The sequence below is a fragment of the Halobiforma nitratireducens JCM 10879 genome (genome assembly GCF_000337895.1).
GTDB classification, from domain to species: domain Archaea; phylum Halobacteriota; class Halobacteria; order Halobacteriales; family Natrialbaceae; genus Natronobacterium; species Natronobacterium nitratireducens.
Genome location: NZ_AOMA01000021.1, coordinates 1 through 23,097 on the forward strand (window position 1 = coordinate 1; position 23,097 = coordinate 23,097).

General features: G+C 65.7%; 22 protein-coding genes and 1 pseudogene. 7 read left to right on the forward strand and 16 right to left on the reverse strand.

The genetic code is table 11. From position 1 onward, the window contains the following. Positions 1–292, reverse strand: a 292-nt coding sequence (hisI, locus tag C446_RS02490; RefSeq protein WP_006671478.1) for a phosphoribosyl-AMP cyclohydrolase, incomplete at its 3' end; no start/stop codon positions are given. 164 nt (positions 293–456) lie between these two features. Here hisI and C446_RS02495 point away from each other — a divergent pair. Beyond that, complete coding sequence (locus C446_RS02495) at positions 457–975, forward strand: GNAT family N-acetyltransferase (protein ID WP_006671479.1); 519 nt, start codon at positions 457–459, stop codon at positions 973–975. A 120-nt stretch (positions 976–1,095) separates the two neighbouring features. After that, positions 1,096–2,007 (forward strand): hypothetical protein, encoded by a 912-nt coding sequence (locus C446_RS02500; protein WP_006671480.1) that lies wholly within the window; start codon positions 1,096–1,098, stop codon positions 2,005–2,007. 37 nt (positions 2,008–2,044) lie between these two features. Here the strand turns inward: C446_RS02500 and serA are convergent, their stop codons facing one another. From serA to C446_RS02515, 3 genes are all read right to left on the reverse strand, one after another. Beyond that, entirely contained in the window at positions 2,045–3,631 is a 1,587-nt protein-coding gene (gene serA, locus C446_RS02505; protein ID WP_006671481.1) for a phosphoglycerate dehydrogenase, read from the reverse strand. A 126-nt stretch (positions 3,632–3,757) separates the two neighbouring features. Then, on the reverse strand, positions 3,758–4,078 hold the full coding sequence (locus C446_RS02510; RefSeq protein WP_006671482.1) for a hypothetical protein: 321 nt from the start codon (positions 4,076–4,078) through the stop codon (positions 3,758–3,760). A 6-nt stretch (positions 4,079–4,084) separates the two neighbouring features. Then, the gene (locus tag C446_RS02515; RefSeq protein WP_006671483.1) at positions 4,085–4,558 is read right to left on the reverse strand and encodes a winged helix-turn-helix domain-containing protein; all 474 of its coding nucleotides are present in this window, start codon (positions 4,556–4,558) and stop codon (positions 4,085–4,087) included. Between the two features lie 114 nt (positions 4,559–4,672). On the opposite strand from C446_RS02515, the gene C446_RS02520 reads away from it, so the two are divergent. Further along, positions 4,673–4,960: a hypothetical protein gene (locus C446_RS02520; RefSeq protein WP_049919989.1), complete on the forward strand. Its 288-nt coding sequence runs from the start codon at positions 4,673–4,675 to the stop codon at positions 4,958–4,960. Positions 4,961–5,236: 276 nt separating this feature from the next. Here C446_RS02520 and C446_RS02525 read toward each other — a convergent pair whose 3' ends face one another. The 8 genes and pseudogenes from C446_RS02525 to C446_RS02555 form a co-directional block, all read right to left on the reverse strand. Continuing rightward, positions 5,237–6,070, reverse strand: a complete 834-nt coding sequence (locus C446_RS02525) for a CheR family methyltransferase (protein WP_006671485.1) — start codon at positions 6,068–6,070, stop codon at positions 5,237–5,239. A 130-nt stretch (positions 6,071–6,200) separates the two neighbouring features. After that, positions 6,201–8,483 carry a dipeptide ABC transporter ATP-binding protein gene (locus tag C446_RS02530; RefSeq protein ID WP_006671486.1) on the reverse strand — a complete coding sequence of 761 codons (2,283 nt, stop codon included), beginning with the start codon at positions 8,481–8,483 and terminating at the stop codon, positions 6,201–6,203. Further along, complete coding sequence (gene nikC / locus C446_RS02535) at positions 8,480–9,388, reverse strand: nickel transporter permease (RefSeq protein ID WP_006671487.1); 909 nt, start codon at positions 9,386–9,388, stop codon at positions 8,480–8,482. Before nikC ends, C446_RS02530 begins: the two co-directional genes overlap by 4 nt. Beyond that, positions 9,385–10,335: a nickel ABC transporter permease gene (gene nikB, locus C446_RS02540; RefSeq protein ID WP_006671488.1), complete on the reverse strand. Its 951-nt coding sequence runs from the start codon at positions 10,333–10,335 to the stop codon at positions 9,385–9,387. Before nikB ends, nikC begins: the two co-directional genes overlap by 4 nt. Positions 10,336–10,342: 7 nt before the next feature. Further along, positions 10,343–11,764, reverse strand: a pseudogene (locus C446_RS02545) (ABC transporter substrate-binding protein). A 7-nt stretch (positions 11,765–11,771) separates the two neighbouring features. Beyond that, positions 11,772–11,900, reverse strand: coding sequence for a hypothetical protein (locus C446_RS20200; protein ID WP_275039895.1), 129 nt, complete (start codon positions 11,898–11,900; stop codon positions 11,772–11,774). A 231-nt stretch (positions 11,901–12,131) separates the two neighbouring features. After that, positions 12,132–13,592 carry a DUF6498-containing protein gene (locus tag C446_RS02550; RefSeq protein ID WP_006671489.1) on the reverse strand — a complete coding sequence of 487 codons (1,461 nt, stop codon included), beginning with the start codon at positions 13,590–13,592 and terminating at the stop codon, positions 12,132–12,134. 88 nt (positions 13,593–13,680) lie between these two features. Continuing rightward, positions 13,681–14,589, reverse strand: a complete 909-nt coding sequence (locus C446_RS02555) for a DMT family transporter (RefSeq protein WP_006671490.1) — start codon at positions 14,587–14,589, stop codon at positions 13,681–13,683. 274 nt (positions 14,590–14,863) lie between these two features. On the opposite strand from C446_RS02555, the gene C446_RS02560 reads away from it, so the two are divergent. Then, positions 14,864–15,325 (forward strand): universal stress protein, encoded by a 462-nt coding sequence (locus tag C446_RS02560; protein WP_006671491.1) that lies wholly within the window; start codon positions 14,864–14,866, stop codon positions 15,323–15,325. On the opposite strand, the gene C446_RS02565 is transcribed toward C446_RS02560, so the two are convergent. After that, the gene (locus C446_RS02565; protein WP_006671492.1) at positions 15,326–16,003 is read right to left on the reverse strand and encodes a cyclase family protein; all 678 of its coding nucleotides are present in this window, start codon (positions 16,001–16,003) and stop codon (positions 15,326–15,328) included. It abuts the gene before it with no gap. 115 nt (positions 16,004–16,118) lie between these two features. On the opposite strand from C446_RS02565, the gene serB reads away from it, so the two are divergent. Together serB and C446_RS02575 are read left to right on the forward strand one after the other, a co-directional pair. After that, complete coding sequence (gene serB / locus C446_RS02570) at positions 16,119–16,766, forward strand: phosphoserine phosphatase SerB (RefSeq protein WP_006671493.1); 648 nt, start codon at positions 16,119–16,121, stop codon at positions 16,764–16,766. 210 nt (positions 16,767–16,976) lie between these two features. Next, positions 16,977–17,357 carry a hypothetical protein gene (locus C446_RS02575; RefSeq protein ID WP_006671494.1) on the forward strand — a complete coding sequence of 127 codons (381 nt, stop codon included), beginning with the start codon at positions 16,977–16,979 and terminating at the stop codon, positions 17,355–17,357. A gap of 91 nt (positions 17,358–17,448) precedes the next feature. On the opposite strand, the gene metX is transcribed toward C446_RS02575, so the two are convergent. Continuing rightward, positions 17,449–18,648, reverse strand: coding sequence for a homoserine O-acetyltransferase MetX (metX, locus tag C446_RS02580; protein ID WP_006671495.1), 1,200 nt, complete (start codon positions 18,646–18,648; stop codon positions 17,449–17,451). Next, positions 18,645–20,009, reverse strand: coding sequence for an O-acetylhomoserine aminocarboxypropyltransferase/cysteine synthase family protein (locus C446_RS02585; RefSeq protein WP_006671496.1), 1,365 nt, complete (start codon positions 20,007–20,009; stop codon positions 18,645–18,647). The genes metX and C446_RS02585 overlap by 4 nt, the downstream gene beginning before the upstream one ends. Positions 20,010–20,161: 152 nt before the next feature. On the opposite strand from C446_RS02585, the gene C446_RS02590 reads away from it, so the two are divergent. Next, complete coding sequence (locus C446_RS02590; protein WP_239639442.1) at positions 20,162–21,463, forward strand: glycosyltransferase 87 family protein; 1,302 nt, start codon at positions 20,162–20,164, stop codon at positions 21,461–21,463. 100 nt (positions 21,464–21,563) lie between these two features. On the opposite strand, the gene C446_RS02595 is transcribed toward C446_RS02590, so the two are convergent. Continuing rightward, positions 21,564–23,093 carry a TrkH family potassium uptake protein gene (locus C446_RS02595; RefSeq protein ID WP_049919990.1) on the reverse strand — a complete coding sequence of 510 codons (1,530 nt, stop codon included), beginning with the start codon at positions 23,091–23,093 and terminating at the stop codon, positions 21,564–21,566. Positions 23,094–23,097: the final 4 nt, after the last annotated feature.

Here is a 23,097-nt window from a genome sequence, read left to right on the forward strand (position 1 = left end):
GGTGGCCGGTGTGGCAGGCACCGCCCGCCTGCTCGACGACGTACAGCAACGTGTCGGCGTCACAGTCGACGCGAATCTCCGCGACGGACTGGACGTGGCCGCTGGTCGCACCTTTCTCCCACAGCTCCTCTCGGCTCCGGGAGTAGTAGTGGGCGCGGCCGGTCTCGCGGGTCCGCTCTAAGGCCTCGGGGGAGACGTAGGCGAGCATGAGCACCTCGCCCGTCTCCGCGTCCTGTGCGACGGCGGGGACGAGTCCGTCCTCGCCGAAATCGACCGCAACGTCGTCGTCCATATCGAAGCGATCGGTCGTCGGAGCGATAGGTCTTTTGCCGCCCCGACGAACGCGACCGACACCCCCTGGCCGCACGCCTCGTCGAAGTCGGCGTCGGACCTCGCCCGGAGCCCGACGAGTCCGATGTCCCGTAGGTTTTTGCTGCGGACCGCCGATCTGACTGTATGGAAATCCGACACCTCGAAGAGCGGACGGACGTCCGTGAACTGATCCGTGCCCACGGGCTGGCCTGGCGCGAGGCCTACGACGGCGTCCTCGCGGCCGACGCACTCGAGAGCGTGACCGTCGATCCGACCCCTGGCGAGGTCGATCAGTGGATCGAGGCCCTCTCGGCGGAAGACGCCAGTGTCTTGGTCGCCATCGAGGAGGGTGCCGTTCGTGGGTTCGTCGACCTCCGCTGGGGCGACGCCGAGACGAAGGCGTTCGTCGGCGAGGAGGCGGCGGAACTGAAGGCGATCTACGTCGAACCCGCCTACTGGAACCGCGGTATCGGCACGGCGCTGTTCGAGCACGGCCTCGAGACGCTCCCCGATTCGATCGACGCCGTCACACTCGAGGTGTTCGCGGCGAACGACGACGCGCGCCGGTTCTACGAGCGTCGCGGCTTCGAGCGAACTGACGATGGGACGGTCGAGATCGGCGACGGGACCTACGAGACAGCCGTCTACACGTACCGGCGCTGAGCTCGGCTCGGGGCTGGCAGCCGTCGACGTATCGGTGTCTCCGACCGTACTGGATTGTGGACGTTCTCACGCAGCGGACAGTCACGAGTCGTTATTACTCCGTACGTGGTGGCGGCCCGTATGGACCACACCGTGACGCGTCGCGGCGTCGTCGCTCTGGCAACAGTCGGGCTGGCTGGCTGTCTCGGCAGCGACGAGAACGGAACCGAGACCGACGACGGACCGGACGAACCGAGCGACGATGACGATGGCGACGTCCACGACGGTGATGGAAACGCCAGCGACGACGGTCGGGACCTCGAGCCGCCGGAACGCGACATCGAACCGGACTGGAGCGAGGCTGCCGCGTTCCGTACCTGGTTGCTCTCCGATACCGTGCTCGCGGGGAACCGCCGTTTCGACTACACCGAAGTCTTCCCCGACGACACCGATCTCGGCGAGGGGTACCCCGACGTCCTGGACATCTCGACGGACACCGTTGACGGACACCTCATCCAGTCGTTCACGCAGGTCTTTCTCGGCTCGTTCGATCCCGAGGTGGCTCGAGACGGTGCCGAAGACGCCGACGACCTCGCGTACGTCGACGACTACGACGGGTACGTCGTGTTCGAACAGTCCTTCGAAGGCGACGACGAGGAGACTCGTCCGATCGCCGTCGGTACGGACGCCGTCGTCGTCGGCGGCGACTACGAGCGCCGGATCGACGCCAGCCACGGCGAGTACGAACGCCTCGAGGACGCCGACCCCGAGTTCACCCACCTGTTCCGGGAACTGCCCCACCACGAGACGGTGACGGCCCACTACGGGCCGCCCGCGGCCGACAGCGTCGACGTCGACGGAATCTACCTCTGGGGCGTCTCGAGCGAGTCCCCCATGGCCGAGGAGTTGACCTGGAAGTTCGTGTTTGCCCGCGAAGAATATCTGACCGACGACGTGTTAGGGTCTCTCGAGGGTATATCTGGCGGCGTGACGGAATCGGGAATCGAGGGGCGGACGGCGACGGTGGTCGGAGCGCCGCCGGAGATGCCGTAGCGGAAACCGAGTCACGCGGCATCGGGCGGCTGTGCCGTCAGTTTTGTCCGTTCAGCGTGATGTAATCGACGTCGATGATCCGCTCGTCCGCGTTGAGTTCTGCTTTGGCCGCGTCGGGAACCTGACTGTCGACGTTGTAGACGGTCAGTGCCTCGCCGCCGTGGGCTTCGCGGGCGTTGAACATCCCTGCGATGTTGACGTCGTGTTCCCCCATGACGCTCCCGATGAGACCGATGACACCCGGTTCGTCCGTGTTCCGGGTGACGACCATCTTCCCGTGGGGGATCGCGTCGACCCGGTAGTCGTCGATCCGGACGATGCGGGGGTCGTCGCCCGCAAAGAGCGTCCCGTCGACCGCGATTCGCTCCTCGCCGTCGCTTACCGCCACGGAGATCAGGCTCTGGAAGTCCTCGGCCTGTCGGGTCTTGGACTCGGTGACGTCGACACCACGGTCCTCGGCTATCTGGGGTGCATTGACGGCGTTGACCTGCCACTCGAGCGGTTCGAAGACTCCTTTCAGCCCGGAGGCCGTGACGAACTCGACGTCCTCGTCGGCGATATCGCCTTCGTAGGTGATCTCGACGCTCTCGATGCGGCCGTCGAGCAACTGGGCGGCGACCTTGCCCGCCGTCTCCGCGATCTCGATGTACGGCTCGAGACGCGGGAAGGCGCTTTCGTCGATCGACGGGGCGTTGAGGGCGTTCGCGACCGGCTCACCGCCGAACGCGGCGACCACCTGCTCGGCAGTCGAGGTCGCGACGTTCTCTTGGGCGGCCTCGGTCGAGGCCCCCAGATGGGGTGTGACGATGACGTCGTCGTGTTCGAGCAGCGGCGAATCGGCGGGCAGCGGCTCCTCGGCGAAGACGTCGAGCGCAGCCCCTTCGAGAGTGCCGTCTTCGACTTTCGCCGCCAGGGCGTCCTCCTGGACGATGCCGCCGCGGCCGACGTTGACGAGGTAGCCGCCCTCGAGCAAGTCGAGTTCCGACTCGCCGATCATCCCCTCCGTTTCCGGAGTCAACGGCGTATGAATAGTCAAGAAGTCCGCACGCTCGAGACACGGCTCGAAGTCGACGAGTTCCGCGCCGAGTCGCTGGGCTCGTTCCTCGGAGATGTACGGATCGAAGGCGACGACGTCCATCCCCAGCGAATCGAGTTTCTTGGCGACCTCCTGGCCGACCCGACCGAGACCGACGACGCCGAGCGTCTTCCCGTCGAGTTCGGCCCCGAGGTAGTCGCTTTTGGCCCACTCGCCGTCTTTCAGACGGACGTGTGCCTGCGGGACCGAGCGCGCGGTCGCGAACGTCATCGCGACGGTGTGTTCGGCCGCGGCGCGGACGTTACCTTCCGGCGCGTTGGCGACGATGACGCCCTCGTCGGTCGCGGCGTCGATGTCGATGTTGTCGACGCCGATCCCGGCACGGCCGACGATGACGAGTTCCCCCGCCGCCTCGAGCACCTCCGCGGTGACCTCGGTTCCCGACCGGACGATCAGTCCGTGGGCGTCCGAGACCGCCTCGAGGAGGTCCTCGCCCTCGAGTTCGTAGCCCGTTTCGACCTCGTGGCCGGCATCTCGCAGGACGTCCAGACCCGCGTCGGCGATGGGGTCTGTGACGAGTACCTTCATGCGCGAGACAATCGTGCGCAACAGGTAAACGCTTCCGTTGTCGCCGTGGCTGGCAAAAACTACCACTGCGTCTGTAGAGAGTGTTCCCCCTCGATATCAAACAGTAGCCCGTTGACCGACTCCCGTCTACTGTTCGTCCCGTTCGCACTCCGCTACGAGTACCCTGATTATGGAGAACTGAAACACTGTGGGCGGGTCCGGTTCCGTGTGTGTTGCCCGGGCAAATTGGCGGTTGATGTCCCGCACGACGTATTCCCTGTCTCCCTTCTCGAGGGCGCTGACCAGGTTACTCGTATCCTCGAACTCGACATCGGCGAGTGTTATTTTCTCACCTACTGCGGGTATATCGACCCCTGCCGCAGCATCCAGCTTCGTAATTCGTTCGCCAGTCTCGACGTCCTCGAAGAGGAGTTGCTGATCGACGTCTTCGATCTCCGCGTCACTCATCGTCGCTCACCCAGTAATTGCCCTCGTTACCCGCTGTCTCACTTCGTCTTTGTCGGTTCTGTCGGAACGGTGATCCCGATCGTCCCGTTCGATCGCATCCGCAACCGACGAGACGATTTCGGCGGTGGCCTGGCTCTGTGATGAATCGAGAATCCGAGTGGTATGCTCGAGGATATCAGCATGCGCACTCGCAAGCGTTTTCGCCAGCTCGCTGTCCTTGTCGAGTTTGAACGTCTTCGAGTTGCCGGTCGTCCCCGTTTGCTCGATCACACCGAGGGCTTCGAGCTCGTCGACGTTGCGATGGAACGTGGATCGGGAAACGTCGGCCAACGCTTCGACGTCCGACGCCGTTAGCTCCTCGTAGTGTTTCCGGATGAATAGGTCCAGGATTTTCACCCGGCTCGGCGTCGCGAACAGTCGGACGAACGGCGAACTCTCGCTATATGCACCGTCCGCTGCCGACTCGTACCCAGGTGCCATACCTAGACCTCAGCCCCGACAGCCTATAAATCTATTTCATAATTGGGACGGCCCCTGTCATTGGTGCAATAGTGGTTCAAAACACTCAGGTAACCGCCGTTACATTGGCCGGTCGTGGACTGGGAGTCGGACTCTCACCGGGCGATGATGAAACTCGATATCGCCCTCGAGCTGTACAAACGATCCCACTGGGACCCGTATTCTGTCTCGATCGACGGCCTCGAGACGTTTTCATCCGGGCATCCTGACGAGCGCTGCCGCGAACTGGTGGCGGAAGTTGTCGAAGAGTGTGACACGATCGACTATGCGAACCGTAGTGAGACCCGAATCCAGTTGACGAGCCGTTCGAAACCGCAAGACTACATCGACGAGTTGAACGAACGAAACGACTGGTACGAGTAGCTACTCTTCCCGTCTCCCACGAACCACTCTCGGAGCACACCGCCCGCGAAACTGTCCGACGGTACTGGAACGGCCCCGAAGCTGTACGAGTGGGGCACGGTACTGGTACCGCCCGAACTGTACGAATGGGTGACGTACTGCCTTCGAATCCCGATCCCATCTCTTCGCGGAACACAGTCTGGCGGGAGACGAACACGCTCACCTCGTTCGGCGATCCAACACGCAGTAGAGAGTACACACGACACGCCACAAACACCCCGTTGGTGTGGGGGGTGCTCACTCCCGCCGATATATCCGGAGCGTCGAATCGTGCGACGCGAACGTCGACTGTAGATCCCGTGGCAGTGTCTCGGCTTTCCCGATCACGAGATAGCCATCGGTCTCGAGACCGTCCGCGAACATCTCGAGTATCGGCCGCTTGTACTCGCTGTCGATATAGATAAAGAGGTTCCGACAGAGAACGAGTTCGAACCCGGAGCGGGGACGGTCGTTGATGAGGTCGTGTCGCTCGAACGTGACGGGACGTTTTATCGGCTCGGTAATCCGGAACGTGTCGTTGTCTTCCTCGATGTAGTCGGACGGATCGTCGAGAAAGGAGAGCTGGTCGGCGATATCGGTCGTTCGCGAACTTTCGTAGACACCCTCGCGTGCCGTCTCGAGGGCGGGGTCACTGATGTCGGTGCCGAGGATACGAATCGCCGAATCGTCGATGTCGGGGTCGTCGTGTGCGAGCATCGAGAGCGAGTACGGCTCCCGGCCGTCGGCACACGGGGCGCTCCAGATCCGAACGGTTCGACGTTCGGCAGTGAGTTCTCGGAGTACGTCCCGGATGCCCGACCACACTTCTGGGTTACGGAAGAACCCGGTGACGTTGATGCTCATGGCCTCGAGCACCGCTTCCTGTTCGTCTGGGTCGGACTGCAGGACGTCGTAGTAGTCGTCGTACCCGTCACTCCCGGTTCGACGGATGCGAGAGGAAATTCGCCGATCGAGGTAGTCCTCGTTGTAGTGACTCGTCGCAAACGAGAGCTCGTCTTCCATGTAGGTCAGAATAGCGTCGAACGGCTCGTCCGGCGTCGTTGTTTGTGTCGCTTTATCCCGTCTTTCCATGGGTTATGATCCGTTTCTGTTAACTTATTCGTTTGGCCTACTCCGATGAGCTGGGCACCGGATTTCGGAACCTGAAGCGACTTACACACCGATTCCACACGCTCTTCCATTAGGCGACTGAACTGTTTTCTTACTGATCGTTGTCCGGGAAGTGGCACTTGGACCGAACGCCCCCGTCCCGACGGTAGTCGGGGTTGGCGTCCGCACACTCGGGTTCGGCTCGCGGGCACCGCGTCCGAAAGGAACAGCCACTCGGTGGATCGATCGGGCTCGGGACCGTCCCCGACAGCGTCCCATCGGACCCACCGTTTCCGGCCTCCTCGCCGTCGACCGACGGGATCGCCGCGAGTAACCCTTCGGTGTAAGGATGGCTCGGCCGTTCGAACACCCGGTCGACGGGACCGACTTCCACCAGCTCTCCGAGGTACATGACGGCGACGCGGTCGGCGACGTGTTCCACGACCCCGAGGTCGTGAGACACCAGGAGGTACGTCAACTCGAGGTCCGCCTGCAGGTCGGCGAGCAAGTTGAGGATACGCGCCTGGACCGACACGTCGAGCGCCGAAACCGGCTCGTCGAGAACGACGAGTTGCGGATCGAGCGCGAGAGCGCGTGCGATCGCGACTCGTTGTACTTGCCCACCCGAGAGCTCGTGGGGGTAGCTCGTCGCGTGGTGCTCCGCGAGCCCGACCCGCTCGAGCAACTCCCGAACACGAGCCTCGCGACGCTCCCGGTCCCACTCGTGGGCGCACAACGGTTCGGCGATCGTTCGCTCGACCGACAGCTGCGGGTCGAGACTCGAGCGTGGGTCCTGGAACACCACGCCGACGTCGGCAAGCTGTGCCGGGGAGCGTTCGCCGGCCGGTCCGACGGACTGTCCGGCAAGCCGGACGTCTCCTTCCGAGGGTGAGTCAAGCCCGGTCACGAGGTGTGCGAGCGTCGACTTCCCACAGCCGCTCTCGCCGACGAGGGCGACGGTCTCGGTTGGCCGGATCGACAGGTCGACGTCTCTGACTGCGGCCAGCGAGTCGGTCGTCCCGAGGAGCCGATCGAGAGTACCGTCGGCGAGCGAGTACCGCTTCGAAACGCCCTCGAGTTCGACGGCCAGCTCCCCCCCGTCGGCTGCTCCAGTCCGCCGAGCCGTTTCGTCCGTGACCCCTGCTTTCGGTCGTTCGTCGCCGGGCTCGGTCGTTTCCCCTTGCCGGCCACGTCCGCGTTCGTCCCTTCTCGAGGCGGTGCCGTCTCGCCCGGTCGTCGCCGACCGCGTCGTCTCCGTTCCGTCTGTCGCCTCTTTCGAGGGGCAACCCGCCTCCGGATCGACGCAGGCGACGCGACCGCGTTCGTCGCCGAGGTCGATCGTCGGAATCGCACTCTCCCGACACTCGGTCCTCGCGTGTACACAGCGGGGCGCGAACGGACAGCCCGTCGGCTCGCCGGTCGATTCGGGGACGGTGCCCTCGATCGTCGGCAGTCGTCGATCCCGGGGCACACGCTGGGGGAGACATTCGAGCAAGGCGCGGGTGTACGGATGGGTCGGCTCGTCGAGGATGCGGTCGGTCGGCCCCGTCTCCATCACCTGACCGTCGTACATCACGACGACGCGATCACAGAGTTCGGCGACGACGCCGAAGTCGTGGGTGATCAGGAGGATCGACGTCTCTCGTGTCTCGTTGTATCGTCGCAGTCGCTCGAGCAACTGCGCCTGGGTGGTCGCGTCGAGCGCGGTCGTTGGTTCGTCGGCGATCAGGAGTTGCGGGTCGGACGCGAGCGCGATAGCGATGCAGGCGCGTTGGCACTGTCCGCCCGAGAGCTCGTGTGGATACGCGTCGACGCGATCCTGGGGGGTCGCGATACCGACCTCCTCGAGGAGGTCGACGGCCTGCTCCCGGTAGCCGTCCCACTCCGATCGACGGGCGAACGGCGGGACCTGGAGGAACTCGAGGAGCCCTTGCGAGCGGGAGCCACGGCGGTCGTGGACGGCAAGCGATTCGGCGATCTGTTCTCCGACGTCGAAGACCGGATTGAGCGTCTCGGTCGGGTTCTGGAAGATCATCGAGACGGCATCGCCCCGTAGTTGCCGCAGTCGTCGGTCGCTGGCAGAGACGATGTCGGTTCCCTCGATCGTGATCGAGCCACGCGTTATCTCACCCGGGTCCTGCAGGCCGACGATCGATCTGGCGGTGACCGACTTCCCACAGCCGCTCTCGCCGACGATGCCGACGATCTCTCCCTCGTCGACGGTGAAAGAGACGCCGTCGACCGCACGGACGATCCCGTCGGGCGTCCGAAACTGCGTGTGGAGGTCGTCGACGCGGAGTACCGCAGACCCCGTGTTCGATGCCGATCCGTCGTCCGCTGTTGGGTTTCTCGGCCCAGTCCGTTCCGTATCCGTAAGCGTCCGTTCTGCGTTCATGGTCGATCAGCCGTTTTCGTTTCGTGTTTCGGATCGAGTACGTCGCGAAGGCCGTCTCCGAGCAGGTTGAACCCGAGCACTGTGAGCATGATCGCCGCGCCAGGAGCGTTCGCGATCCACCAGGCACTCCGGAGGTGGTGTCGCCCGGCAGAGAGCATCGTCCCCCACTCGGGAGTCGGGGGCTGTGCGCCGAGGCCGATAAAGGACAGTCCGGCGGTCCCCAGGATCACCGTTCCCAGGTTCATCGTCGCGAGGACGACCACCGGGCTGACGACGTTGGGGAGGAGGTGTCGCACGGCGATTCGAACCCGTGAAACGCCCATAAGCCGCGCCGCGTCGACGAAGTGCCGTTCTTTCGTCGAGAGTACGCTTCCGCGGACGACTCGCGCGTACGATCCCCACCCGACGACCGCGAGCGCGATCATCACGTTTCGCAGACTGGGGCCGAGCATCCCGGCGATCACGAGCGCGAGGATCAAGCCCGGGAACGCCAGTTGGACGTCGACCAGCCGCATCAGGAACTCGTCGGTCCAGCCGCCGGCATACCCTGCGACGAGACCGATCGTCGTCCCCACCACCAGCCTGATGGCAGTGACGACGACGGCGATCCCGAGCGAGAGCCGAGCGCCGTGGAGTAGCCGGGAAAACACGTCCCGTCCGAGCTGGTCGGTCCCCAGTGGATGGGCCGCCGACGGCGGCTGCAGCCTCGCGGCGAGGTCCTGGCTGGCGGGGTCGTGGGGTGCGACGACCGGGCCGACCACGGCGGCGACCGTCACCGTCGCGACGATCACCAGTCCCGTGACGTTCAACGGATTCGCCAGGAACGCCGCCGATTTGCGCGAGCCACGCAGCCGCCCGATTCGCCGACGGACGCCTTCGATGGCGGTCGCAACTGCTCCGCTCATACTGTCTGTCCTCCCAGTTCTACCCGCGGGTCGAGGTAGTGATACAGCAGGTCGACGATCAGGTTCGTCACGACGAAGACGACCGCCGTCCCGAGCGCGATTCCCTGTACGACCGGGTAGTTGCGGTCGAACACGGCGTCGACCAGCAGGGTTCCGATCCCAGGCCGCTGGAAGACGATCTCCACGACGACCGCACCGTTCAGGAGTGTCCCCAACTGGAGCCCGAGGATCGTGACCACGGGGACGAGCGCGTTCCTCAGTGCGTGCTTGTAGACGACGATCCGCTCTCGCAGCCCCTTCGACCGGGCGGCGTCGACGTACTCTGCCTCGAGCACGTCGAGCATCGACGTTCTGATCAGACGCGTAAGCACCGCGGCCATCCCCGTCCCGAGCGTTAGTGCCGGCAAAATCAGGTGGCTGTAGCTCCCGGCTCCCGCGATCGGGGTGACGCCGAGTACCAGCCCGAACACCAGAATGAGCAGGTAGCCGAGCCAGAAGTTCGGCATCGATACCCCGGCCAACGCGCCCACCTGGCTCACGTAATCGATGGGCGTCCCCCGGTGGACGGCGCTGAGAACGCCGGTCGGCACCGCGATCGCGAGCGCGACGACCAGCGAGGCGACGGCCAACTCGAGCGTGAACGGCACCGCCTCGAGTATCAGCGACGAGACGGAGGCGTCGCTGTAGTAGGAGGTCCCGAGATCACCCCTGGCGGCGTCGGTGAGCCAGTCGACGTACTGGATCGGGATCGGATCGTCGAGGCCCTTTTCCGCCCGGAACGCCGCGATCTCCTCCGACGAGGGCTGCCGGTCGAGTTGCTGTCTGAGGATCACCGCTGCGGGATCGCCCGGCGTGAGGAAGATCAGGGCGTACGTGACGACGGACACGCCGAACGTGACCCCGACCGCAGTTAGGAGACGATACCCGAGGTAGTTGGCCCGTTTCATGGTCCGCTCAGGCGTCCCTGTGCAGGTCGTGCCACTCGACGAGCGCACCGATCGGGTGGAGGTCGATCCCATCGAGTGCGGTGTCGGCGGCGACGGCGTACTCCTCGTAAAACAGCGGGACGACGACCGCCGCGTCCACGATCTTCTTCAGCGCCTCGGCGTACGCGTCGTGTTTCTCCTCGCGATCCCGCGTCTGGTATCCGGTCTCGATCAACTCGTCGACCTCGCCGCCGAGGTTGAACAGACCGGTGCCGTCTGCCTCGTACTGGTCCACGTTATCGATCCCCTGCGTGTGGAAGTTCTCCCACATGAGGTCTGTCTCTTATACACATCTCTGATGGCGNCCGCCGTCCATGTCGTTGTCGACGAGACAGACCAGCTCCTCGCCGTCGTAGGCCGACTCCGCGACGAGGTCACGTGCGGTGTCTCGATCCCGGGGGTAGCTCGGGAGCTCGTCGTCGTCGGCCCAGTCGATGGCGGTCGAGATCGGCCCTCGTGCCGGGTTGCCGACGCCCTCGAGTACCGTCTCGACGATCTCGTCTTGGGAGATGGCGTAGTTGAGCGCCCGCCTGAGGGCCCGGTCGTCGGTTGGCTCGCGATAGAGGTTGATCCAGACTGACGTTGCGCTCGTATCCTGCTGGGTCCGGACCCACACGTCGTCGCGCTCGCGCAGCGACGAGAGACGGCTCCGTGCCGGATCGTAGATCACGTCGACCTCGTCGCCGACGAGCAGGTCCGTCCGCGTCGTCGCATCCTCCGCGGCCCGGAAGGTGAGTTCGCTCGGCTCCGGAGCACCACCCCAGTAGTCGTCGAACCGCTCGACGCGGACGTAGCGTCCGTGTTCGATCTCCTCGAGGGTAAACGGGCCGGTGCCGACGATCTCCCCTGCTCGCCGGTCGGCTTCGGGTGGCTGGATGTCGATCATGTTGTGGGCGATCGTTCCGGGGAAGCCGGGGAACGGCTCACGGGTTTCGAACTCGACGGTGTAGTCGTCGATCTTCGTGACGCTGCCGGGCTCGAGATGGAGCCAGCCGTGGACGAAGTCGCCACGCTCGGTGAGGATGTCCTCCTCGAAGGAGTGGACGACGTCGTCGGCGGTCAGTTCCTCGCCGTTGTGAAACCGGACGCCTTCTCGGAGTTCGAACTCCCAGGTCGTCTCGTCGATGTCGGTCCAGTCGGTCGCCAGCCACGGTTTCGGCTGCATGTCCGGGGTTCCCCAGACCAGGGGTTCGACGACACGGGTCCAGTAGGGGGCCATTCCACCCCAGGTATCGTAGGAATTCGTCGAGGTCGGATCCGACGACAGCCCGACCGTAAACGTCGTTTCGCCGTCCGATTCGGCCGTCGACTCCGCACAGCCGGCTACCCCCGCCAGCCCGACGCCGGCCACGCCGGCCAGCAGCCGGCGGCGACCGAACGACTGGGTCATTCGCCGGTCACCCCTGCTCGAGAAGCGACCGGAGCGTCGACCGCGACGGACACTCGCTCGCGGGGGGGTCGACCGGTTCGGCGACGGACGGTTTCGTCGGCGTCTCGCTGCGGAGGGCGCTGCGTTCGAACTCCATCGGGACGGCAGCTATCGGACATTCTGAAATCTAGATTGTAGAAGTTAAACTTCACTTGTTAATACTTTCGATCACGCCGGACCGATCGTCGAACGTGGCCGCCGGTCGTCGTCGACCGGTCGCCTCGCTATCGCCGTCTTTCGAGGAAAACAGTGGTCGTCGCAGTTCGAGCCCACCGGAGTGTGTGTCGACCCGAGCGAGTCGCGGCGGCTCCGTCCAGACGGTGTGGCCTCACTCGTCTGTCGGATAGGCGCGCTGCCAGAGATAGAACGGGACGAGCAGCGCAAACGCCAGGAGCAACGCGATCTCGAGTCGGGAGTCGACCGGCAACCCCGGAACGAACAGGACCGCGGCGGCCGTCAGGACGATGCCAGCCGCGAGGACGACCGCACCGACGGCGAGCGACCGGTTCAGTGGCTCGAGGGCGGTCGTTTCGATGGGTAACGCGAGCGCTTCGACGGCTCGATCCGGCTCCGCGATGGGCCCAATTTGCCGTTCCGTCTTCGCGTCTCCCCACCCGATCGTCAGCTGAAACGTGCGGGTGTCACGGACTCGATCGGCGAGGCGGTCGTTCACGACCGCTACGTCGCGGCGGTCCGCCGGCGACGCCGTCCACTGTGGCTCCTCGAGGACGCGATCGACGACGACGATTCGGTCATCGTGGCGCTGGTACTCGAGTGTCCCGTAAGCGAGGTAGTACCGACCGACGCGGACCGCGAGTACACCAAGGACCACCGCGACGAAGCCGATCACGCCGAGCCAGAACACCGCGACGCTATCGAGCAGATCGACGAGGGCGAAGAGCACGACGAACCAGGCGACTGCCAGAAACGGGACGAAGACGGCGACGCGCGGGACCGACAGCAGGACCCCCTCGAGGACGACCGTGGTGTCGTCGGGCCGAACACGCGCCTGTGGCTCGGTGTCGGGAACCCGAAGCGGCTCCGGTTCGGAGGCCGCCGTCTCGGTCCCGTCGGGACCGGCGAAAAACCGCGCGAACCGGTCGACGAACCGGTTCGTCTCGTCGTCGGCCCGAGCCGCACGGATCGCCGACCACTCGAGGAACAGCTTCGCACAGACGACGAGCACGAGAGCAGCCGTCGGGAACGACTCGAGGAGGAGGCCCAGCGACCCGAGGACGAACACCAGAACGAACAGCTGTCTGGCCGGCGTCTCGACGACGGCGTACGGCGAGACGCGTTCGTACTGGCGTTCGCCGACGTACTCTCGTGTGGTCTCGAGAAGTTGACCGACGAACAGCACCACGATACTCAGCGCTACCGCCGGCTGGACCAGCTCCGGGCCCGGCTGGAAGATGAGAACGAACGTAACCCCGAAGAAGAACCCGTACATCACGAGCACCGTCAGGACCGCGAGCGCGAAGGGGACGTTCCGGAGGTAGATCGGTGGCAACCACGCGACCGGCTCGAGGCTGCCCCGCTTGTCCGTCAAGAGCCCGTTAGAGACGGTGAGGACGCCCTCTTCGCGGTCGGCCGGCGGCTGACGCTGAGCGAACAGCGCCTTTCCGGCGGCAAGCAGCACGGACAACAGGAGTTCGAGACCGTAGACGAACGCGAGCGTCGACGCCTCCCACTCGAGGACGAGGACGCCGGCCAGCGGCAGGAGGTTCGCGAGCAAGATCGGACGGAACGTGTGACCGTCGGTCCGTTCCGTCGGGAGTGGAACGCGCATCGAGACTCGTTCTCTGCCGGTTCGTTCCTATCGATAATAACGACGGTGATACGATCCCACGAAGCCGGCCGCCGACGGCGTCGCGCCGTCAGAGGGTGATCAACACCGCGCCGATCACCACGAGCACTGCCCCCGCTACCACTTTTGCGGTCACCCGCTCGAGGTCCCGCAACAGCACTGCGGCGAACGCGAGCGTAAACAGCGGTGCCGTCGCGACCAGCGGATCGACGATGGCTATCCGCCCCTCCTCGAGGCCGAGTGCGGCCATCAGCGCGAGCATCGCTGCAGTCGTCAAGAGGCCGCTCCCGACGAAGTAGCGGTAGGAGGCACGGGGCTTCTCGAGGACGTCCCGTCCGCCGACGGCGACCACGTAGGCGACCAGAGCGACCAGTCCCGCCGTCTCGTTGATCGCGACGGCCTCGAGTGCCGACAGCGGCGTTTCGAGCATGCCGTACCGGCGGGCGACGTTCGCGACGGCGAAGGTGACCGCGGCGGCGATCGGCCACAGTAACTCGCGTGGCTGCCACCCCCCGAGATCGCCGCCCTGCGAGGCGGTCAGCGTCGCGAGGCCGGCGACGAGGACGACGATGCCGAGACCCGTCACCGGTCCGAGCGGCTCGCCGAGGACGGCAAGCGCGATCAACGTCGCGAACAGTGGCCGCGTGCTGAGGATCGTGCTGTTGAGGCTGGCTCCGACCTTGTCGACGCCGACGAAGATCGTGATCCGGCCAAGCGCCGTCCCGACCACGCCCGCGAACGCGAAGACGAGCAGGGCCTCGAGTGTGAGCCCGGAGAACGCCGACCGACCGTAGAGCGTGGCGATCACCAGCCAGTAGATCGTCGAATCGACGATCACGACGACCAGCGAGGCCTGGACCGAGCCGCCGCCGGCGGCCATCCCGCGCTTGTCGAAAATCGGGGCGAACCCCCAGAGGATCGCGGGAATCAACGCGAGCACGACGACCTCGAGCGTCGCGCTCGCACCGGTGCCGGTCACCGCGGCTCACCCCGGTTCCGTGCCGCTCGTTGTGGGTCGGTCCGTCGTCTCGGGGCACTCCCGTGCCGAAGCAGGCGTCGCTCCCGTGGCTTTGCGGGCGGGCGTACCGATCGCGGTGACGACTCGCTCATCGGGTATCGCGTGAGCGACCCTGGGTGCGGAGACGGGGAGAACGTTGTGGTCGACGACTCGCGAGGCTCGTCACCGCAGCCGATATTGTCACTCGCGTGGAACGACGGCTACCGTTATTTACGAGTCGGTCGTATCCCCGATCATGTACGATCGCATCCTGTTGCCGACTGACGCCGAGAAGGGAGCCGAACTCGCGACCGAACACGCAATCGCCGTCGCCGACCACGCCGACGCCGAGTTGCACCTGCTGTACGTCGTCGACAGCGATGTCTACGGCTCGTACACCGGCGACGAGTACGTCCACGAGTTCGAGGGCCTCGAGGCCGCTCTCGAGCAGGAAGGCGAGGACGCACTCGAGGCGGCCGCCGAGTCCGCCCAGGAGGCGGGGCTCGATCCGGAGACGGTCGTCCGCCACGGCTCGCCCCACGAAGAGATCATCGACTACGCCGAGGAGGCCGACGTGGACCTGCTGGTCATGGGATCGAAAGAGCGGTCGGGCGACTACCGTCGGCTGCTGGGCAGCGTTACCGATCGCGTCGCACGACTGGCCTCACGACCCGTGACGATCGTCAAGACGCCGGTCGAGGCCGACGCCGAGGAGTAGTCACGAACGCTCTTCGAGCGCCGCGACCGCCCGCACCGGCGCACCGTCGCCCGCCCGCAGCGGCAGGGGAAACGCGTAGAGCGTGAACCGGTCCGGGAGCCCCTCGAGGGCCGTCAGGTTCTCGAGGATCGGGAGGTCCCTGCCCAGGAGTTCGCGGTGGACGGGGACGCCGTCGGGTTCGTCGTCGGCCGGCGACGGCTCCGTCGACGACGGCGACGGGGTCGGGTCCGGGTTCAGCGTATCGATCGCGACGCCACAGCCGGCCGCCCGAAGCCGGCTCGCCACTTCCGGCGCGAGGTACGGATGATCGCGGTAGGCGTCGCTGTTCCAGTGGGCGTCGTAGCCGGTTCGGATCACCAGCACCTCGGGCGGGTCCTCGACCGCGAGGGCGTCCACGATCGCCTCGCTGTCGATCCGCTCGCGAGGCTCGCAGGGCGCGACGTCGACGAACCGCGCGTCGAAGACGTATTCGCCGACGGGCCGGTCCTCGAGAGCGTCGCCGTCGGGTTCGGTGTGGCACGGCGCGTCGATGTGGGTACCGGTGTGGCTCCCACAGCAGAGCTCCTTGACTTCGACGCCGTCTTCCGGGACGGTCGCCGCCTGCGAGACGTTCACCGGGGGATCGCCGGGAAAAGTCTGCATGCCGGACTCGATCGGGTGGGATAGATCGCGGTACATGGCCTCCGGTTCGGCCCCGAGGCGAAAGTAGCTGGGGCACTCCCGTCCTCGCGCGACGGGGCAAAACGTCGCGGAACCTGAACTGGTTTATCCCGTCGTTCACAATCCTCGAGCGATGACAGTCGTCGCCTTCGACTTCGACGGGACGCTTTCCGACTCCGAGATGACCGTTCTCCTTGGCGACCGCCGCGGCGTCGCCGACGACATGGCCGACATCACCGAGCGTGCGATGAACGACGAGATCGGCTACGCCGAGAGCCTGCGTGCACGCGCTGCCCTGCTCGAGGGGCTGCCGGCCGAGGACGCGCGTGCAGCGTTCGACGAGGTAACACTCCGACCGGGCGCGGCCGACCTGATCGCCGAGTTGAACGACGCCGGCGTCACCACGGCGATCCTGACCGGCGGCTTCGAACGCGGCGTCGCCGCCGCTCTCGAGGACGAAAACGTCTCGGTCGATCACATCGTTTCGAACCGACTGCCGTTCTCCGGGGACGGCTCCGAACTGACCGGTGAGGTCGAGGGACCGCTCGTCGAGGGAACCAAAGACGACGCCCTCGAGGACCTCGCCGACGACGTCGGCGTCGACCTCGAGGCAACCGTCGCGGTCGGCGACGGGGCAAACGACCTGCCGATGCTCGAGGTCGCGGACCTGTCGATCGGGTTCGACCCGAAGCCGGCGGTCGAACCGGCCTGTGACGTGGTCGTCACGTCGATGGCCGGCGCTCGCGAGGAATTGGTCGCGGCGGGCGTTCTCGAGGACTGACCACCGGCGACCGAACTCGTGGCAACCGTCCGTTTCGGCTGTCGGGCTGTCGTATCGAGTCTCTGGCCCAGCCTCCCCGACCGTCCGAGGTCTCGTCGCCCCACTCTCTTTCCGAGCTACCCGAACCGTCGTTTCAGCACGACTGTCCCGTCTAACCGCCCATTTCTCGACCGAACGAGTTATTAACTCGAGACCGAGTAAGTAGTTCTGATGATGTGGCAAGATTTCGTCTTCCTGTTCGGCAGCGCCCTTTCCGTGCTGTTCCTGGCACCGACCCTCCGTGACTCGAATGCCTGCGTTCCGCTTGGCACCAGCCTCCCGTCGATGACGATCGGGTTCGTCTACGCGATGACGTTCGCGACGCTCGGGATGACGTTTTCGGCGGCTGGATCGCTCGCGGCCGGCAGTATGTGGTCGTTGATCGCGCTCTTTCGCTCTCCCGGCGCACAGTCGTGGATGCTCACCCGACGAGAGGAACTCGCTTTGTTCGTCCTCGACGCTGCTCACTGGGGGAAACGACAGGTTACCGGCTCCGACCCGCTCGAGCAGTACGAGATCGATCGTCCCGTGTACGACCAGGCGGCGGACTAACCCGCGTTCGTTTCTTCCTCGATTTCCCAGACTCGAACACCGGCTGTGCCGGTGCTGGCGGCAGACAGTGCTTCACACGGCCGCTCACGAATCACGAAAAGAGACTCGCGTGAACCGGCGCGAAGTCGTCATCGTCGTCGGGGTCGTCCGCGTCGACGATCGCCCGGGCCGACAACCCCTCCTCGAGCAGGCCCGACAGCGGCGGTCCGACCTTCTCGGGTTCGACGAGGAAGGCGTCGTGGCCGTGGTCCGAGTCGACGACGTGGTGGGCCACGTCGACGTCGGCCTCGCGTGCGGCCTCGGCCAGCGACTCGGACTGCTCGACGGTGAAGTGCCAGTCGCCGGTAAACGACACCACGAGGAGTTCGCCGTCGAACGCCGCGAGCGCGTCGGCGTCCCCCTCGTAGCCCGCCGAGAGGTCGAACTCGTCCATCGCTCGAGTCAGGTAGAGGTAGCTGTTGGCGTCGAACCGATCGACGAACTTGTCGGCCTGGTAATCGAGGTAGGATTCGACCTCCCGGTAGGGAAAGAAGGCCGCGGCGGGGTCCGGCGGCTCCTCGCGGACGGTCTCTCTCCCAGCCGACCGCCGGCCGAACTTGCGGGACATCGAAGCCTTCGAGAGGTACATGATGTGGCCGATCTGGCGCGCTCGAGCGAGCCCGTCGTCGGGCGCTGGGCCGTCGTAGTAGTGGCCGCCGTTCCAGTTCGAGTCGCCGGTGATGGCCCGCCGTGCGACCGCATCGAGCGCGAGACACTGCGGATCGAGCCTGGCTGCGGCAGCGACGACGGCGGCCCGCTCCGTATCGTCGGGATACCGGCGTAGCCAGTCGAGAACGTTCATCCCGCCGACGCTACCGCCGACGACGGCGTGGAGTCGGCCGACACCGAGTTCGTCGAGCAGGTGCCGTTGTGCGCGGGTCCAGTCGCCGACGGTCACCGGCGGGAAGTCGGTCCCGTAGGGCTCGCCGGTTTCGGGGTTCGTGCTAGCGGGTCCGGTCGTTCCGTAGCAGGAGCCGGGGACGTTCGCACAGACGACGAAGTACTCGGTGGTGTCGATCGCCTTCCCGGGACCGACGACGTCGCCCCACCACGCGCGGGCCTGACCGGCGGTGTCATCGCTCGCGTCGGGCCGGCGTGCGACGTGGGAACTGCCGGTCAGCGCGTGACAGACGAGGACTGCGTTATCGCCCGTAAAGTCACCGTACGTCTCGTAGGCGACCTCGAGTGAGGGGATCGACTCGCCGGAGAGGAACGCGAACTCCCCGAGGTCGATCGTCTCCCTGATCGTCACGGCTGTTCGCCTCCTGTCGGTCGTGTCGACGGTTCTGCTCCCGACTCGGCCCCCGCGCCAGTCGCGGCGTCGATCGCCTGCTCTACGTCGGCCAGGATGTCTTCGGGGTCTTCGATCCCGATCGACAGCCGGACGAGATCCGGCGTCACGCCTGCTTCCTCCTGTTCTGCGGGCGAGAGCTGTCCGTGGGTCGTACTCGCCGGGTGGATGACCAGGGTCTTCGCGTCGCCGATGTTCGCCAGGAAGGAAGCGAGTTCGACGTTCTCACAGAACGCCTTCCCGCCTTCGTACCCGTTCTCGAGGCCAAAGGCGACCATGCCGCCGAAGTCCTCGAGATAGCGCCGGGCGTTGTCGTGGGTCGGATGAGCCTCGAGTCCGGGGTGGGTGACCCACGAGACGTCGGGGTGGTCGGCGAGATGTGCCGCGACGATCGCGGCGTTCTCACAGTGAGTCTCCATTCTGAGAGGCAGCGACTCGAGTCCCTGCAGCGTCTGCCAGGCGTCGAACGGCGACTGCTGGTTGCCAAGCGTCCGCAGCGACCGAAAGCGTGCCGCCGCGGCGAACGGCGCGTCGGGGAAGTCCCGCGAGAAGTCCACGTCGTTGTAGGCGTGGTTCTCCCCGGCGATCTCGTCGTACCCGTGTTCGCCCCAGGGGAACGAGCCACCGTCGACCAACACGCCGCCGACGGTCGTTCCGGAACCGTGGAGCCACTTGGTCGTCGACTCCCAGACCAGGTCGGCCCCATGCTCGAGCGGACGACAGAGCGCTGGCGTCGCGAACGTGTTGTCGACGACGAGCGGGACGCCGTGATCGTGGGCGATCTCGGCGAGGCGTTCGAAGTCAGGAGTCACCAGTGACGGGTTGCCGATCGTCTCGACGTGAACGAACGCGGTGTGCTCGTCGATCGCTTCCTCGTAGGCGTCGTACTCGAGGGTCGGAACGAACCGCGGTTCGATGTTCCGGCGGGTCGCCGTCGCCGAGAAGTAGGTCGTCGTCCCACCGTAGGTGTCGGTCGAGACGACGACGTTGTCGCCGGCCGCCGCGAGCAGCAGGGTCGCCGAGTCCAGCGCGGCCATGCCACTGCCCGTCGCGACCGCACCGGTCCCACCCTCGAGCGCGGCGAGTCGCTCCTCGAGTGTCCGGACGGTCGGGTTCGAGATACGAGAGTAGATGTCCCCATCGTCCTCGAGGGCGTATCGCTGGGCCGCCGTTTCGGCGTCCTCGAAGACGTAGGAGGTCGTCTGGTGGATCGGCGGTGCCCGCGCGCCGGTCGCCGGGTCCGGTTGCTGTCCGGCGTGGACGCTTCGCGTCCCGAACCCCGGACTCGAGGCGTCGGCCCCGTCGCTCGCGTCGTCGCTCATGTGTAGTATGCATACTTCTCTACTTGTATATGCGTCGCAGTAACGGCAAAAGTCGCTGATGTGGTTCACGTTCGCACGCGATCGTCGAGCGCTCTCGACGATCTACGGGCCGGGACCGCTACACTAAAACGCCGTCCGCGTAACCGTCACCCGTGTCGCGCTCCGACGACTCCGCATCGGCTTCCGGCTCGGCTTCGGTTACTCCCGAGACGCCCGTCCGCACCGCCCGGAGCGCCCGCGCCGTCCTCGCGAGCGGAATTCTACTCGGCGTCGTCATGCTCGCCGTTTTGTTGACCGACAGGCGACACATGCTCGCGGCGAACTTCGAAGTCTACCAGGTCGCCGCCGAGACGGCAGTGGCCGGCGGTGACTTTTACGACAGTGCTCCCGAGCGATTCCCCGACTTCTACTATCTCTACCCACCGATTTCGATCGTTCCGTTCCTGCCGTTCGTCGCAGTCGGCCGCTGGAGCGGTTTTTTCGTCCACACTGCTCTCGAGGTCGTGCTCGCGCTGGCACTCGCCTGGCTGATCGTCCGCTGGATCGAACGGCATCGTGCCCTTTCACGGCTGGACCACGCGCTGATCGCCGGCTTCGTCGTCGGCTCGATCCACGCGGTCCCCTCGCTGATTTACGGACAGGTCAACCTCCGGCTGGCGCTGCTGATCGGGCTGGGACTGTTCCTGCTCGAGCGTGCGGTCGCCACGGGGCCGTCCACTCGAGCCCGGTCGCAACTCGAGGCACTCGCCGGCGTCGCACTCGCGGGTGCGGCGCTGTTGAAGGTCTTCCCCGCAGCCGTCGGGCTCTGGCTGCTCCGGTTACGTGCGTGGCTGGCCGTCGCCGGCGCGCTCGCGACTGGTCTCGGAGGACTCGCGCTCGGGGCTGCGATCTTCGGACTCGAGCGCACGCGGGCGTTCTTCTTCGAGGTGTTGCTTCCCGAGGGGGACGCCGAGGCGTTCGTGGGCGGTCTCGATCCGGGCGTCTCCTACGTGACCGTTCGTCGGCCGCTGTCGGTACTGTTCGACCTCGAGCCGGCACTACTGTCGGTGGCCGCCGCGGCCGTGTTGCTTCCGCCGCTGGCGTACGTCTACGCGGGGCCGATCGAAACCCCGCTCGATCGGCTCGTAGCGGCCCACGCGACCCTTCTCGTCGTCCTCGTCTTCTTCCCCTCGTATCCGCTGTACTACGTGATCCTGTTCGGGACGCTGGTGCCGCTGTTGTACCTGCTCGAGACCCCGGCCGTACGGGTCCCGTTCGTCGGCGGCGCGCTGGTCGCGAACCTGGCAATCACCGGCGGGACACTCGAGGACGTTGCGGCTGCCGTCCCCTCCGTTGGAGAGCCCCTGCTGGTGGTCGGGATGCCGGTGCTGACGGTCGCGACGCCGATGCTGGTCGGTTGTCTGTCGATGCTCGTGGGCTGTGTGTTGTACCGGCGGGGCCGAACGCTCGAGTGACTGCGGCGAGTGACCACGCCAGTCGTACGGACTGTTGTCAGCCAGCAACGGCACGATCGCCGCCCGGATCGCGGCTTGTCGGGACATCGTGACCACAGTATCAGGACCGCCAGTACGCCGGCGTCAATAACACGAGCACCGGGATGATCTCGATCCGGCCGATCCACATCATCACCACCATCACCGAACGGGTCGTTGCCGAAAACCCGTGGTAGTTGTCCATCGGACCGGCCATGCCGAAGGCGGGCCCGATGTTGAGGAAGATCGACGCGGCCGCGCTGAGTGCCTCGAACTCGGTAACGGCCGTCGTCGTCCAGGCCGCGTCGACGACGATGAAGATAGTCAACAGGAAGAAGATCACGATAGCGAGCATGACGTAGTTGAACACGTCGGTAACCGTCTCCTCGTCGACGACGGTATCGCCCAGCCGAAGCGGCCGTACCGCCTCGGGGTGAACCGAGGTAAAGAGGTTACGTCGGAACGTCTTGAGCACGATCAACCACCGCAGCGACTTGATCGAGCAGGTCGTGCTCCCGGCCATCCCACCGAGGAACATACAGAGAAACAGGGCGTGTTTCGCCCCCGGCGTCCAGAGATCGAAGTCGGTCGACGCGTAGCCGGTCGTCGTGATCAGCGAGACCACGTTGAACAGCCCGTGACGAACGGTCTCCTCGAGCCCTTTGGTCACGTCGGGGTCGAACGAGAGGATCGCCACGACGACCGCACCGAAAAAGACGATCGTCCCGAGGTAAAACCGCAGCTCTTCGGACTCGAGCGGGCGGTCGAACTCGCCCTGTGTGACGTAGTACAGCAACACGAAGTTCGTCGAGCCGACGAGCATGAACGGAATGATCGACCACTGGACGATCGGCGCGAACGCGCCGACACTCTCGCCTTCCGGGGAGAAGCCGGCCGTCGCGACGCTCGTGAGAGCGTGGGAGACGGCGTTGAACAGGTCCATTTCGGGGGCGAGCCCGAGTAGATGCAACCCGTAGAAGACGGCGATCGCCAGCAGGGTGATCCCGACGTACAGCCCCCAGATGAGTCGGGCCGTCCGTGAAATCTGTGGGCGGAGCTTCCGGACGTTTTGGGTCTGGGTTTCGGTCTCCATCAGCTGGGCCCCGCCGACCATCAGATGCGAGAGCAGGCCGATCGCGACGACCAGGATGCCAAGCCCCCCGAGCCACTGAATGAGTTGTCGCCAGAGCAGGATCGCCCGCGTCTGGTTCTCGAAGTCCCACCCGTTCATCACGGTCGCACCCGTCGTCGTCAACCCGCTCGTGCTCTCGAACAGTGCGTTGACCGGCCCGTTGACGGGCCCCGCAAACGACGACTGGCCGCCGCTTGCGAGTCCGACGAGGAAAAACGGTATCGCGCCGACGCCGGCGACCCCCAGCCAGGTCAGTGCGACCATCAGAAACGACTCGCGTTGCCCGAGTTCGCGGTCGTCTTTCAACCGCTCGAGGACGGCCCCGACGGCGATCGTCACGGCGATGGCTGCAAGAAACGGGAGCGGATCGTCGCCGTCGAAAACCGCGAGCGCGAACGGGACGGCCAGCGGCACTGCCAGCCACTTCAGCACGGTTCCCGTGAGGCTACAACTCGAACGCCAGTCGACGCGGACCCTCATCCGA

Excerpts from the sequence above, each read along its gene's own strand:
- C446_RS02495 (WP_006671479.1), top strand. The coding sequence starts at position 457 with ATGGAAATCCGACACCTCGAAGAGCGGACGGACGTCCGTGAACTGATC.
- C446_RS02500 (WP_006671480.1), top strand. The coding sequence starts at position 1,096 with ATGGACCACACCGTGACGCGTCGCGGCGTCGTCGCTCTGGCAACAGTC.
- serA (WP_006671481.1), bottom strand. The coding sequence starts at position 3,631 with ATGAAGGTACTCGTCACAGACCCCATCGCCGACGCGGGTCTGGACGTC.
- C446_RS02510 (WP_006671482.1), bottom strand. The coding sequence starts at position 4,078 with ATGAGTGACGCGGAGATCGAAGACGTCGATCAGCAACTCCTCTTCGAG.
- C446_RS02515 (WP_006671483.1), bottom strand. The coding sequence starts at position 4,558 with ATGGCACCTGGGTACGAGTCGGCAGCGGACGGTGCATATAGCGAGAGT.
- C446_RS02525 (WP_006671485.1), bottom strand. The coding sequence starts at position 6,070 with ATGGAAAGACGGGATAAAGCGACACAAACAACGACGCCGGACGAGCCG.
- C446_RS02530 (WP_006671486.1), bottom strand. The coding sequence starts at position 8,483 with ATGAACGCAGAACGGACGCTTACGGATACGGAACGGACTGGGCCGAGA.
- nikC (WP_006671487.1), bottom strand. The coding sequence starts at position 9,388 with ATGAGCGGAGCAGTTGCGACCGCCATCGAAGGCGTCCGTCGGCGAATC.
- nikB (WP_006671488.1), bottom strand. The coding sequence starts at position 10,335 with ATGAAACGGGCCAACTACCTCGGGTATCGTCTCCTAACTGCGGTCGGG.
- C446_RS20200 (WP_275039895.1), bottom strand. The coding sequence starts at position 11,900 with ATGGAGTTCGAACGCAGCGCCCTCCGCAGCGAGACGCCGACGAAACCG.
- C446_RS02550 (WP_006671489.1), bottom strand. The coding sequence starts at position 13,592 with ATGCGCGTTCCACTCCCGACGGAACGGACCGACGGTCACACGTTCCGT.
- C446_RS02560 (WP_006671491.1), top strand. The coding sequence starts at position 14,864 with ATGTACGATCGCATCCTGTTGCCGACTGACGCCGAGAAGGGAGCCGAA.
- C446_RS02565 (WP_006671492.1), bottom strand. The coding sequence starts at position 16,003 with ATGTACCGCGATCTATCCCACCCGATCGAGTCCGGCATGCAGACTTTT.
- serB (WP_006671493.1), top strand. The coding sequence starts at position 16,119 with ATGACAGTCGTCGCCTTCGACTTCGACGGGACGCTTTCCGACTCCGAG.
- C446_RS02575 (WP_006671494.1), top strand. The coding sequence starts at position 16,977 with ATGATGTGGCAAGATTTCGTCTTCCTGTTCGGCAGCGCCCTTTCCGTG.
- C446_RS02585 (WP_006671496.1), bottom strand. The coding sequence starts at position 20,009 with ATGAGCGACGACGCGAGCGACGGGGCCGACGCCTCGAGTCCGGGGTTC.
- C446_RS02595 (WP_049919990.1), bottom strand. The coding sequence starts at position 23,093 with ATGAGGGTCCGCGTCGACTGGCGTTCGAGTTGTAGCCTCACGGGAACC.